We start from the raw sequence: 12,566 nt of genomic DNA on the forward strand, positions 1-12,566 counted from the left end.
CCATTGACTGCCCGCCCTGCCCGATGACCGAAGGGATTCGACGTGCTCAGCACGGTTCCAGACGCACAGCTGTCCGTGCGTGACCTGTTCAGGCGCGGCCTGGTGATTCCGGCCCACCCGCTGGCGCTGACCGAGGACAGGAAGCTGGACGAGCGCCGCCAGCGGGCGCTGACCCGCTACTACGTCGAGGCCGGCGCGGGCGGGCTGGCGGTGGGCGTGCACACCACGCAGTTCGCCATCCACGGCACCGACCTCCTGCCGCCGGTGCTGGAGCTGGCCGCGCGTACGGCCGGCGAGTACGAGCGCGAGGTCGTCCTGGTGGCCGGGGCGACCGGGACCACGCGGCAGGCCGTGGCGGAGGCCGAGCTGGCCAGGTCGCTCGGCTACCACATGGTGCTGCTGAGCCCGTGCCGGGAACTGGACGAGGACGGGCTGATCGAGCGGGCGCGGGCGGTGGGCGAGGTGCTGCCGGTGATCGGCTTCTACCTGCAGCCCGCCGTCGGCGGTCGCACCTTATCCAGAAATTTCTGGACAAGGTTGGCGTCGATTGAGTCCGTGGTAGGCATCAAGGTCGCCCCCTTCGACCGTTACCGCACGCTCGACGTGCTCCACGGCGTGGTGCGGGCCGGGCGCGCGGCCGAGGTGGCCCTGTACACCGGCAACGACGACCACATCCTGGCCGACCTCGTCACCACGCACCGGGTTGTCGTGGACGGGCGCGAGGTCGAGATCGAGTTCGTCGGCGGGCTGCTCGGCCAGTGGGCGGTCTGGGTGCGGCGGGCGGTCGAGCTGCTGGAGGAGGCCAAGCTGGCCCGTGCGGGCGACGACGCGGCCGTCCGGCGGCTGCTCACCCTCGACGGCCACCTCACCGACGCCAACGCCGCCATCTTCGACTCGGCGAACGGCTTCCACGGCTGCATCCCCGGCATCCACGAGGTGCTGCGCCGCCAGGGGCTGCTGGCCGGGCGCTGGTGCCTGGACCCGGCGGAGGAGCTCTCGCCGGGGCAGCTCGCGGAGCTCGACCGCATCTGGGCCGCCTACCCGTGGCTGCGCGACGACGACTTCGTCAGCGACGGCTTGTCCCGCTGGCTGGCCTGACCTCATGCGAGCCCGCGCCGTCCCCGATCCCGCCGTCCCCACGCATGCGGTCCCCGAGCGCGCGGCGCACGCGGTCCTCGAGCGTGCCGTCTCAGAGAGTGAGGCGGTACAGGGTCAGGGGGCGGCCGCTGGAGCCGCTGGTGAGGTTGCCCGTACGCTCGGCCAGCCCGGCCAGCTCCAGCCGGTGCAGCATCCGCCGGGCCGTGCGCTGCTGGACCTCGAGGCGGTCGGCGATCTCCCTGGTGGTGAGCGGCTCGTCGCCCGCCGCCGCCCGCGCCTCCAGCAGGCGCTCGATCGTCGCCACCGACAGGCCCACGCGGCGGGCGATCACCGAGAGGTTCCGTCCCGACGCCGGGACGCCGGCCACCGACTCCAGGACGATGTCCGTGTCGGCGCGCAGCGACAGCACCGCCGCGACGTCGCCGATGCGCCGGGCGCGGGCCAGGGCCCGGCGGGCCAGGCTCTCCGCCTCCGCCGCGCTGCGGCCCAGCCCGAAACCCACGCGTACGGCCTGGTTGTGCGCCGCCAGGCGGCCCAGCATGGGCAGGCCGGTGAAGCCGCCCGTGGCGTCGTACAGCGGGCCCCGGGTGGTGACCAGGAGATGGATGCCGCCCCGGAAGGCGGCCAGTGTGCCGCCCAGCGCGGTGGCCTCGCGCAGCAGGCCCTCCTCGTTCACCACCTCGATCAGCCCGAGCGCGATCTGCGCGTCCTCCTGCGCCTGCCCCTCGGCGGTCAGCAGCAGCTGGCGCAGCGCCACCCGGACCGAATGGACGGACGGCGCCAGGCGCAGCACGTGCATCTCGCCGCGCAGCGCCTCGTGCACCGAGCTGAGGCAGGTGATCACGGGATGGTCGGGGCCGCGCCGGTGGAAGGCGACCGCCTTCTTGGAGGTCATCTCCGGCCGGTAGGAGAGCGTGCGCAGGGTGTCGGCGGGCAGCCCGGCCTCGGCGAACGTGGCGACCACGTCGGCGGTGGGCAGCGTGTCGATCGACAGCCTGGTCACGTCCTGGCCCTCGTGCTGCAGCCGTACCAGGGCGCTGAGCAGCGTCGCGCCCGAGTAGTCGACGAACGCGGCGGGACGGGTCAGCGTCTCGGCGTCGCGCGACAGCATGTAAGGCACGATGCCGGTGAACAGCCACCCCTCCACGGCGGCGGCGTGCGCCTCGACGATCTCGGGTGCCTGCGACTCGTGGTCGTAGTCGAGCCGCAGCGCGCTGACGCCGGGCTGCTCCTCGCACGTGGCCGCGACGTCGTCGACCAGATCATGCGGGCCGACGACCCCGATGACGATTCCCACCCACGCCTCCCTCTCGCTCATTTCGGTCAAGACCGCAATCATATCTTGTGAGGAGCCCCTGTGAAGTTCCCGTCCATGGCGGAGGCCGCGGGCCGCACGCTCGGCGACGAGGAGGTGGCCGCCGCGACGCGGGTGATCCGCTCGGGCATGCTCAGCTCGGTCTGGGGGACCGAGACGCGAGCGCTCGAACGCGAGGTCGCCGCGACGTACGGCGTCCGCCACGCCGTCGCCTGCGGTTCCGGCACCGCTGCCCTCCATCTGTCGGTCGTGGCGGCTGCGCCGGACCCCGGAGACGAGGTCATCACGACGCCGATCACGGACTTCGGGACCGTGGCCCCCATCTTGGCGCAGAACGCGGTCCCTGTCTTCGCGGACGTCGACCCCTCGGACGGCAATCTCGACCCCGCCGCGGTGGCCAAGCTGATCGGCCCGCGGACTCGGGCGATCATGGCCGTCCACCTGTTCGGCGCGCCGGCCCGGGTGGACGAGCTGCGGGCGCTGGCCGACGAGCACGGGCTCGCGCTGATCGAGGACTGTGCCCAGGCGTGGCTCACCGAGCTGCCGGGCGGGCGGCTCGCGGGCACGGTGGGCGACGTCGGCACCCTCAGCCTCCAGCAGTGGAAGCACATCACCTGCGGCGACGGCGGCCTGACGCTCACCGACGACGACGAACTGGCCCGCCGGATGCGGCTGTTCGCCGACAAGGGCTGGGACCGCGCGGCCGGGCGGTCGCACGCCGGTTTCGGCCTGAACTACCGCATGACCGAGCTGCAGGCCGCCGTCGCGAGGGCCCAGCTCGCCAAGCTGCCGGGCGTGGTCGCGGCCCGCCGTCGCACGGCCGTACACCTGCTCGAAGCCCTCCGGGACCTGCCGGGAGTACGGCTGCCGCGGCCGGAAGGTCACGCCTGGTGGCTGTTCCCCATCGTGCGGCCGGCGGGCGACGCCCGGGAGCTGGCCGCGCACCTGGCCAAGGCCGGGATACCCGCACGTGCCGGTTACCTGGAGGAGCCGCTGAACCGCGCCCCCCTGTGGGGCCGGCCCATCTACGGGACCTCGCGCTATCCGCTGGACGGCTACGTCCCGAACCCGTGCCCGGAAGCCGAGCGCCTGGTCGCCGAGACGCTCCTGATCATCGACTGGAACGAGAACTACACCACCGAGCACGCCGACGCCGTCGCCCGCGAGATAGCGGCGTGGCGGTAGTTACGTTCAGGCATCATCCATTGACCCGACCGGCCGCCGTCATTAGGTTTCGGTCAGGACCGGTATTACGTGAAAGGAATCCGCCGATGAGGAAGACCGCGGCACTCGGCCTGACGGCCGCCCTGGCCCTCGCCGCCGCAGGGTGCGGATCCAGCGGCTCGGACAAGGCCACCGTGACTCTCTGGATGTACCCCGTGATCGGGGACCAGGCCAAGAGCCAGGCGTTCTGGGCCAAGATCGAGAAGGACTTCGAGGCCAAGAACGCGACGATCGACATCAAGATCGACCAGCAGCCGTGGGAGGGCCGTCAGGAGAAGGTCACCACGGCCCTGGTCTCGAAGAAGGGCTTCGACCTGGTCGTCCTGGGTCCCGACCAGATCCCGCAGTACGCCCAGCAGGGCACCATCGAGGCGGTCGACGACGTGGTGGCCAAGGACAAGGCGTCCTACCTGCCCAGCGCGCTCACCGCGCTGACCGTGAACGGCAAGCTGTACGGCGTGCCGATCTACCAGACGATCACCGCCCCCATCTACAACAAGAAGCTGTTCGCCGAGGCGGGCGTCGACAAGGCGCCCGAGACGCTGGCCGAGCTCAAGGCGGCGGCGCCCAAGCTGGCCGCCAAGAAGGTCGCCGTCCTCGACTACCCCGGCAAGCCCGAGGTCAGCCTCAACCAGAGCTTCTACCCCATCCTGTGGGCCAACGGCGGCTCAGTCTTCACCCCCGACGGCAAGCACGCGGCCTTCAACGGCAAGGAAGGCGTCGACAGCCTGCAACTGCTGCTCGACCTGAAGGCGGCGGGCGGCCTGCCCGCGGACGCCGCCAGCAAGGGCAACGAGATCGAGGGCGGCGCCCTGGCGAGCGGCAAGACCGCGATGTACCACGCGGCCACCGCCCTGCAGGCCACCCAGCTCGGCGCCGCGATCGGCGCCGAGAACGTCGGCATCGGCCTGCCGCTGGAGGGCACCAAGCGGGTCGCGTTCGGCATCCCCGGCGCGCTGGTGCTGGCCAAGCACACCGAGAACAAGGACGCCGCGAAGAAGTTCGCCACCTACCTGTCCTCGCCCGAGGTGGCCGCCGACCTGGCCAAGGAGTCGGGCTTCTTCCCGGCCCGCACCGGCGTGACCGTGCCCGGACAGTCGGCCGAGGCCACGGAGTTCGCCAAGTCGCTGCAGTACGCCTTCCCCGGTGACGCCCACCCGAAGGCCCGCCCCGTGATGGCCATCATCGCCCCGCACATCCAGGCGGCCCTGCTCGGCAAGGAGGACGCCAAGACGGCGCTGGACGCGGCGGCCAAGGAGGCCGACGCGCTGCTGAGCAACGGCGGATAGGGGATGCGCCATCGCCTGCGTGACCCGGTCACGGGACTGCTGTTCGTGCTGCCCGTGCTGGTGCTCTTCCTGATCTTCCGGATCTTCCCGTCCCTCGCCGCGGCGGGGATGAGCCTCACCAACTGGAACATCGGCGGCGAGTGGGACTTCATCGGCGCCGACAACTACGCCCGGCTGCTCGACGACGCGATCTTCTGGACGAGCCTGCGCGTGACGCTCGTGTACGTGGCCGTCTACGTGCCGCTCACCCTGATCGTCTCGCTGGGCACGGCGTTGCTGCTGAACCAGGTCGTGTTCCTGCGCGGCCTGTTCCGCGGCATGCTGTTCCTGCCGTACGTGACCAGCTTCGTGCTGGCGGGCGTCATCTGGCGGTGGATCTACGAGTTCGACGGGCTGATCAACGGGATCCTGGGCAAGGCCGGACTGGGCCCGGTGGCCTTCCTGGAGCAGTCGTCGCTGGTGCTGCCGGCCCTGGCCGTGGTGTCGGCGTGGAAGGGCTTCGGCTACTCGATGCTGATCCTGCTGGCCGGGCTGAAGGCGATCCCGGGCTCCTATCTGGAGGCGGCCCGGGTCGACGGGGCGTCGGCGTGGCAGCGCTTCCACCGGATCACGCTGCCGCTGCTGAAGCCCGCGCTCTTCTTCGTCCTGGTGATCGAGACGATCAGCGCGTTCCAGACCTTCGACACCGTCTACGTGATGACCGGCGGCGGCCCCGCCAGGGCCACCTACACGCTCATCTACGGCATCTACGACCACGGCTTCAGATCCTTCGACTTCGGCTACGCTGCCACGTGGGGGATGGTCCTGTTCGCCCTGGTGCTCATCGTGTCGCTGATCCAGCGCCGCTTCCTGGACCGGGGGAACACATGACGCGCACGCGGCGCCGCTGGCCGCTGATCGCGCTGCTCGGCGTGCTGTCGGTGCTGACCGTCAGCCCGTTCGCCGCCATGCTGATCGTCGCCCTGTCGCCCGCGGGGCAGCCGACCCTGCCGGCGCAGTGGCCGGACTCGCTCACGCTCGACAACCTCACGCGGGTGCTGTCCGCGTCCGGTTTCGTGGGGTGGACGGTCAACTCGCTGGTGTACGCGGTGGTCTCGGTGGTGATCATCCTCATCACCGCCTCGATGGCCGGGTACGCCTTCGCCAAGAAGCGCTTCCCCGGCCGTCAGGTGATGTTCTGGACCTTCCTCGCGACCATGATGGTGCCGTTCCAGGCCACCCTCATCCCGACGTTCGTGCTGGTCAACAGCCTCGACGGGGTGGACACGTTCTGGGGGCTGATCGTGCCGACGCTGGCCAACTCGCAGGCCGTGTTCCTGATGCGGCAGTTCATCCTGGGGCTGCCCGACGAGCTGTTCGACGCGGCCAAGGTGGACGGCGCCTCCGAGTTGCGGGTCTACTGGACGATCGTGGTGCCGCTGACCCGGCCCGTGCTGGCCACGCTGGGTGTGTTCGTGTTCCTGTGGCACTGGAACGACTTCCTGTGGCCGCTGGTCGTGGGGCAGAGCGACGCCACGCGTACGCTGACCGTCGGCCTGACCACGCTGCGGACCGAGGAGATCCAGCTGTCGGTGCTGATGGCGTCGGCGGCGATCTCCGTGGTGCCGTGCCTGCTGGTCTTCTTCCTGTTGCAGCGGTACCTGGTCAACAGCATCGCGATGACCGGGCTGAAATAAGCTCTCTCGGGTGGATATTTCGGCACAAGCTCTCCGTGATCGTCTTCGCGGCACCCTGATCGCCGCCGCGGCCACCCCCATGACCGAGTCGGGCGAGGTGGATCTCGGCGTGGTGTCGCGCTACTTCGCCGGGCTGGTCGAGGACGGTGCCGACGGGCTGGCGGTGCTCGCCCACACCGGGCGAGGGCCGTACCTGGCGCCGGACGTACGCGCCGCCGTGATCGAGCGCGCGGTCGCGCTGGGCGTGCCGGTCCTCGTCGGCGTCGGCGGCTCCCCTGACCCCTCCGGCGCGGCGGAGGAGGCGCGGGTGGCCGCGAGCCTCGGCGCGCACGGCGTCCTGGTCTTCCCCGCCGAGGGCGACCGGCTGGGCGGGCACGACGCGATCTGGCGGGCCGCCCGGCTCCCCATGATCGCCTTCGACCTCTACACCCGCCCCTGCCCGCCCGGCACCATGCTGGACCTCCTCCGGCACCCCGGCGTGGCGGGGCTCAAGACCGCGCTGCTGTCCGACGCCATGGGCTGCCAGCGGGCCATCGCCCTCGCCAGGCAGGAGGGCAGGCTGGCCATCACCGGTGAGGACCGCATGTTCGGCCCGTCGCTCCTGTGGGGCGCCGAGGCCGCCCTGGTGGGCCTAGCGGCCGCGTCGGTGGGGGTGACGGCCGCGGTCATGGACGCCTACCGGGGTTCGGACCTGCGTGCCTTCGACGCCGCGTCGGGCCGCCTGGACCGCCTGGCCACGGCCACGTTCACCGAGCCCATGGAGGGCTACGTACAGCGCATGCTGTGGCTCGCGGCGGCCGAGGGCCGGATCCCGGAGTCCCACGCCCACGACCCGAACGGCCCGTCCCTGCCGGAGCGGGAACGGGCCGAGGTGGTGAGCGCGGGCGGCTTCGCCGCCCGCTAGTTACTTCGCGAGGTAGGCGTCGGCGACGGTCTGCGAGACGGAGTTGCCGTCCTTGTCCCTCGCTTCCGCCTTGATCGTGATGCTGCCCGCGGGGTTGAGCGTGAGCACCTTGTACGAGCCGCCCAGCCCCGGAAGGACCGTGGCCGGCGACCAGTGGGCGCCCTTGTCGGCCGAGGTCCAGACCCGCAGCGCGGACGTGCCCTCCGCCTTGACGGTGAAGGTGAACAGGCGGCCCGCCGCCACGGTGTCGTTGCCCGGCAGGTTGAGCTGGTACCGGAGCTGGATCAGCGGCAGCTTGCCACAGGGCTGCTTGTCATCGAAGAGCACGGTGTCGATGCAGGTGAAGGGGGCGTTGTTCTTCACCGGCCGGGCCGAACGGAACGTCCAGGTCGACTCGACGCTGGTGCCGGAGTGCTTGCCGGGGAAGGCGTCCTTCCACACGTTGGTCAGCCGGTACGTGCCCGACCCGGCGGGCACGCTGTAGTAGGGCACGCCGATCTCGTCGGCCTGGGGCTGCACCTCCGTGTCGCCGCTGAACAGGTGGGTCTGCTCGTCGCCCGGCGCGCCCACGTAGGTGTGGCTGGGGTCGGAGGCGTCGGCGTACTGGCCGAGGCCGAACGGGGGGAGCGAGCGCAGCCGCATCCGGTCGCCCTGGCGGCACATGTCGCAGACGATCGCCGGATCGGCCCAGTCCGGCCGGTCAGGCCCCGTGGTGATCTGGGTGGGCATGAGAGCCTCGTTCCAGTCCTCCCGCTCCTGGGTGGCGCGGGTGAACGCCCGCTCGGACGTGGCCAGCCGGCTGGCGTCCGTGGCGGGGTCGCGGAACTGGTAGTCCCGCTGCCACAGCACCTCGCTGCCGGTTGTGTTGTAGTACTCGGTCCGGGTCACCGGCGTGTTGAAGAGGTGCGAGCCGCGGACGCTGAGCGGCTGGACGGGGATGAAGGTGTGGTCGACCTCGTTGAAGTTCGGGTACGGCCCCCACGTCCCCTGCTGCATGGGGAACTCGGCGTGGTACGTGGTGTCGATCTCGGTCAGGTCGCGGGCCTTCGGGGCGAAGGTCAGGCGGCCGGCGGTGGTGCCCTTCAGGTAGTAGGCCAGCTTGTACTCGAACGGGCTGGTCGGCTGGACGGTCAGCTTGCCGGTCGGGTACGGCTTGCGGGCCATGGCCTTGCCCAGGGCGTCGGCTTCGGCGCTGTCGATCCACAGGAGGGGCAGCTTGTTCTGGGCCTTGTACGCGTCGGCGCTGAGGATCCAGGCGAAGCGGTCACTGGTGATCACACCCGCCGCCCCGCCCTTGATCGCCAGGTCCAGGTCGGCCAGGAGGAGCTGCAGCGAGTTCCTGGCGGGGAGATAGACCAGTTTGCCGCGGACGTCCGCGCCGCTGACGGTCAGGCTCAGGCGCTGGTCGGCGGCGAACTTGGGCACCAGGGCGTCGTGCTCGCTGACGTAGTGCGGGTTCAGCCGCAGGCCCGGCACGCTCAGCGAGACCTCTGGGGCCCGGCGGATCTCGTCGAACAGGAACGTGAAGGTGCCCACGGACGGCTTGGACTTGAGGGGCGTGACCCAGTAGCCGCCCGTGACGACCGGCTCGTAGCTCCGCAGCGAGGCACCGGCGTACATCCGCCCCGCGGCGGTCGTCCGCGCGTTCATCGTGTTCAGGAACACCGGCTCCGACTCGCGCGGCGTGCTGATCTTGAGCTGCTCTGCCTTGGTCGCGTCCAGGGTGATCGTGGTGTCGCCGTCGAGCTTGGTCTCCGGGGCGACCAGCAGGCTGGACTGGATCTGGCGGTCCGGCATGGTGTACCACGACGGCGCGGCGCTCGTGGAGTAGACGCCGCCGTGGGCGAGCTTGACCACGGCCTCCACCGTGCCGGGCACGTCGGTGGTCCGCCAGTTCTCGGTGGCCACGGTGAGCGGCTCACCGTCGAGGAGCGGATCGGTGTCGCTGACCCTGATCACGGACAGCGGCCCGGGGTGCAGCGCCCACTCGGGCTTGCCGACGAGCTTGACGCGTACCGTGTCCATCTTGGCCTGCTTGCGGAAGGCGATGGGCGCCGTCAGCCGGTCGGTCCCGGCCGTCGCCGTCAGCCGGCCCTCGTACCATCCGGGCTCGCCGAGGCTGGGCTCGAGGGTGAGGTCCGCGGAGGCGGTGCCGCCCGCGGGGACGGTCAGCGACGACGGGGTGATCGAGGCCATCCCGGCGGGCGCCTGCGCCTCGCCGCGCGCCAGCGCCACCGACAGGTTCAGCGTGACGGGGTCCTTGCCGGTGTTGCGGTAGGTCACCTTCTTGGTGAGCGTCTGGCCGGTGTACGGGTCGGTGAACCCGGCCGACACCACCGACAGGTCGTCGAAGACCTGCTGGGTGACGGCCCGGCCGATGTCCAGCCGCCCGGCGCCCTGGTCGTACGGGGAGGTGGCGTCGAGGGGCTGCGCGGTGCCCACCAGGGCGGTCTTGAGCTGGTCGGCCGTCCAGTCGGGGTGCTGGGCGGACAGGATGCCCGCCGCGGCGGCCACGTGCGGGGTGGCCATCGAGGTGCCGGACGCCCTCGTGTAGTTGGCGTCGATCGGGCCGCCACCCGGGACGCTGCTGCCCTCGCCGAGCGAGGTCCCGGCGGCGCGGGCCGCGGCGATGTTCACGCCGGGCGCGGTGATCTCCGGCTTGATCGCGAAGTCGTCGCTCAGGCGCGGGCCGCGGCTGGAGAACGAGGCGATCTTGTCGGCGGAGTCGACCGCCCCGACCGTGAGGGCCGAGGTCGCCGCGCCGGGCGCGGCCACGGTGAACCGGCCGGGGCCCGAGTTGCCGGCCGCGACCACGAACAGCGTGCCGTACTGGGCGGTCAGGTCGTTGGCCGCCTGGCTCAGCGGGTCGGTGCCGTCGGTCGCGCCGTTGCTGCCCAGGCTCATGTTGACCACCCGGGCGTGCTCGGTGGCCGCCTGCCACTCCATCGCCGCGATGATCTCGGAGTTGTTGCCGCTGCCGGTGTCGTCCAGCGCCTTGGCGATGGTCAGCCGGGCGCCGGGCGCGACGCCCTTGTAGCGGCCGCTGGACGCGGCGCCGCTGCCCGCGATGATGCCCGCCACGTGGGTGCCGTGGCCGAACTTGTCGGAGGCGTTGGCCGGGTCGCCGCCGCCGGGGCTGCCCGCCGGGACGAAGCTGCGGGCCGCGGCGATCCTGCCCTGGAGGTCGGGGTGCTTGTCGTCGATGCCGGTGTCGATGATGCCGACCGTGGCGCCGGTGCCGTCGAACCCGGCGGCCCACGCCTTCGGCGCGCCGATCTGCGGGTTGCTGACGTCGTCGAGCGCCTTGACCTTCCCGTCGAGCCACACCTTGCGCAGGCCGTTCTCGAGGGCCGGGTTCGCCTTGGCCGTGGCCTCCGGGGTCGTCTCCCCGGTGACGGACTGCCAGAAGGCTCGGGCCTGCTTCTTGTCGACCTTCAGCGCGGCGCCGTCGATGCTCTTCAGGACCAGCGGCTCCGCGCCGCCCTTCAGCGACCGGGCCTTGCCCGCGACGTCGCCGGACTTCACCTGCGGCTGGTACTGGACGATGAGGGGGAGCCGGTCGGCCTTGGCGTCGCCGTAGCCGTTGACGGCCAGGTAGTCGACGTTGAACAGTTCCTTGTCCAGCATGCCGCTGCTCACGTACGGCCCGGCGTCGGCGGGGATCACGTAGTAGCCGTGCTCGTCCTGCTCGGCCTGGTAGGTCCGCGCCTCGCGGCCCTCGTCAGGGTCGACGACCACCGACGCGCGGCCCGAGCGGTCCTTGGAGTAGGTGACGGTGTCTCCGGTGATCAGGGTGACCTTGACCGGGCCCGTACCGACTGCCACCGGGACGGCGGCGGTGGTGGCGGTCGCCGCGGCGGTGGCCGGTCCGGGCACCGCGATCAGCGGCACCGCCAGGGCCAGCCCGAGTAAGGGCCCGAGTCCACGGCGCCGGGGGAGGGGCAGTTTGGGCACAACACACTCCAGAGGTATATGGAGATCGTTTCTTCGCTGACCTAATCTGGGAATCAGTCAGGGCACAAGTACGCCGAACGGGCCAAAACCCGCCAGGTGGCGGCATCCCGCCACCGGGGGAGGATGGTGTCGCCATGCTCGAAGCGATCGGCCTGTCACCGGCCGAGAGCCGCCTGTACGCGATGCTCGTCGAGAACCCGAGGTCGTCGGCCGCCGAACTGGCCACGCACTGCGGCGTGTCGACGCCGCTGGCCGCGCGCATGCTCGCGGGGTTCGCCAGGCGCGGGCTGGCCAGCCGGCTGCCGGGCCGTCGTGCCCGGTATGTGGCGGTCGCTCCGGACATCGCCATCCGGCCGATGCTCAGCCGCCAGGAGGAGGAGCTGCACCAGGTGCGGACGGCCATCCACGAGCTCACCACGTCGTTCCAGCGCGCCTCACGGTACGCCGCGCACCCGGCCGAGCAGGTGGAGGTGGTCATGGGCACCGACAACATCATCAGCCGGGCGTACGCGCTCCAGGAGAGCGCGCAGAGCATGTTCCGCAACATCGACAAGCCTCCCTATGTCATGCCGGACCTGTCCGGCAATACGGAGCGCGAGCTGCGGATGCTCCAGGCGGGGGTCGACTACCGCAGCGTCTACGACCTGGAGGCGCTGACGATGCCGGGCCGGCTGGAGCTGATCCAGGCCGCGGCGGCGCGCGGAGAGAAGATCCGCGTGGTGGCGGACGCGGCGGTGAAGATCTGGATCGCCGACGACGCGCTCGCGCTGATCCCCATCCGCAGCGGGGCGTACTCGATCGACGCGGCGTTCATCCTGCACCACTCGGCGCTGCTGGACGCGTTGATCGCGCTGTTCGAGCGGGAGTGGCTGCGCGGCTTCCCGTTACGCACGGCGCCCCGGCCGCCCGCCGACGGGCCCGACGATCTGGCCAGGGATCTGCTGGCGCTGATGGCCGGGGGGCTGACCGACGAGGGCATCGCGCGGGCGCTCGGGCTCGGGTTGCGCACCGTGCAACGCCGCATCCACGACCTCATGCGGGAGCTGAACGCCATCACCCGCTTTCAGGCGGGGATGGCGGCCAGGGAACGCGGCTGGATCTGACGG

At 71.3% G+C, this 12,566-nt stretch carries 9 protein-coding genes; 7 read left to right on the forward strand and 2 right to left on the reverse strand.

What is annotated here, in order from left to right; all coding sequences use genetic code 11:
• Positions 1–42 precede the first annotated feature (42 nt).
• A complete protein-coding gene (locus KME78_RS53250) occupies positions 43–1,098 on the forward strand; it encodes a dihydrodipicolinate synthase family protein (RefSeq protein ID WP_219537696.1) in 1,056 nt (351 codons plus the stop codon).
• A 91-nt stretch (positions 1,099–1,189) separates the two neighbouring features.
• Here the strand turns inward: KME78_RS53250 and KME78_RS53255 are convergent, their stop codons facing one another.
• Positions 1,190–2,416: a response regulator gene (locus KME78_RS53255; RefSeq protein ID WP_246654443.1), complete on the reverse strand. Its 1,227-nt coding sequence runs from the start codon at positions 2,414–2,416 to the stop codon at positions 1,190–1,192.
• Positions 2,417–2,455: 39 nt separating this feature from the next.
• Between KME78_RS53255 and KME78_RS53260 the strand changes: the two genes are divergently transcribed.
• From KME78_RS53260 to KME78_RS53280, 5 genes are all read left to right on the forward strand, one after another.
• The gene (locus KME78_RS53260; protein WP_308127474.1) at positions 2,456–3,598 is read left to right on the forward strand and encodes a DegT/DnrJ/EryC1/StrS family aminotransferase; all 1,143 of its coding nucleotides are present in this window, start codon (positions 2,456–2,458) and stop codon (positions 3,596–3,598) included.
• 86 nt (positions 3,599–3,684) lie between these two features.
• Positions 3,685–4,926: an ABC transporter substrate-binding protein gene (locus KME78_RS53265; protein ID WP_219537697.1), complete on the forward strand. Its 1,242-nt coding sequence runs from the start codon at positions 3,685–3,687 to the stop codon at positions 4,924–4,926.
• Between the two features lie 3 nt (positions 4,927–4,929).
• A complete protein-coding gene (locus KME78_RS53270; RefSeq protein WP_219537698.1) occupies positions 4,930–5,796 on the forward strand; it encodes a carbohydrate ABC transporter permease in 867 nt (288 codons plus the stop codon).
• A complete protein-coding gene (locus KME78_RS53275) occupies positions 5,793–6,602 on the forward strand; it encodes a carbohydrate ABC transporter permease (RefSeq protein ID WP_219537699.1) in 810 nt (269 codons plus the stop codon). The genes KME78_RS53270 and KME78_RS53275 overlap by 4 nt, the downstream gene beginning before the upstream one ends.
• Before the next feature lie 10 nt (positions 6,603–6,612).
• Positions 6,613–7,506, forward strand: a complete 894-nt coding sequence (locus KME78_RS53280; RefSeq protein WP_219537700.1) for a dihydrodipicolinate synthase family protein — start codon at positions 6,613–6,615, stop codon at positions 7,504–7,506.
• Here the strand turns inward: KME78_RS53280 and KME78_RS53285 are convergent, their stop codons facing one another.
• Entirely contained in the window at positions 7,507–11,460 is a 3,954-nt protein-coding gene (locus KME78_RS53285; RefSeq protein ID WP_219537701.1) for a S8 family peptidase, read from the reverse strand. It abuts the gene before it with no gap.
• A gap of 134 nt (positions 11,461–11,594) precedes the next feature.
• On the opposite strand from KME78_RS53285, the gene KME78_RS53290 reads away from it, so the two are divergent.
• On the forward strand, positions 11,595–12,563 hold the full coding sequence (locus KME78_RS53290; protein WP_219537702.1) for a helix-turn-helix domain-containing protein: 969 nt from the start codon (positions 11,595–11,597) through the stop codon (positions 12,561–12,563).
• Positions 12,564–12,566: the final 3 nt, after the last annotated feature.

Origin of the sequence: Nonomuraea guangzhouensis (assembly GCF_019396345.1) — a bacterium.
In the GTDB taxonomy this organism is placed as follows: domain Bacteria; phylum Actinomycetota; class Actinomycetes; order Streptosporangiales; family Streptosporangiaceae; genus Nonomuraea; species Nonomuraea guangzhouensis.

What these genes read in the sequence shown, in the direction of transcription:
- KME78_RS53265 (WP_219537697.1), top strand. Translation starts at nt 3,685, where the DNA reads ATGAGGAAGACCGCGGCACTCGGCCTGACGGCCGCCCTGGCCCTCGCC.
- KME78_RS53275 (WP_219537699.1), top strand. Translation starts at nt 5,793, where the DNA reads ATGACGCGCACGCGGCGCCGCTGGCCGCTGATCGCGCTGCTCGGCGTG.
- KME78_RS53255 (WP_246654443.1), bottom strand. Translation starts at nt 2,416, where the DNA reads ATGAGCGAGAGGGAGGCGTGGGTGGGAATCGTCATCGGGGTCGTCGGC.
- KME78_RS53290 (WP_219537702.1), top strand. Translation starts at nt 11,595, where the DNA reads ATGCTCGAAGCGATCGGCCTGTCACCGGCCGAGAGCCGCCTGTACGCG.
- KME78_RS53270 (WP_219537698.1), top strand. Translation starts at nt 4,930, where the DNA reads ATGCGCCATCGCCTGCGTGACCCGGTCACGGGACTGCTGTTCGTGCTG.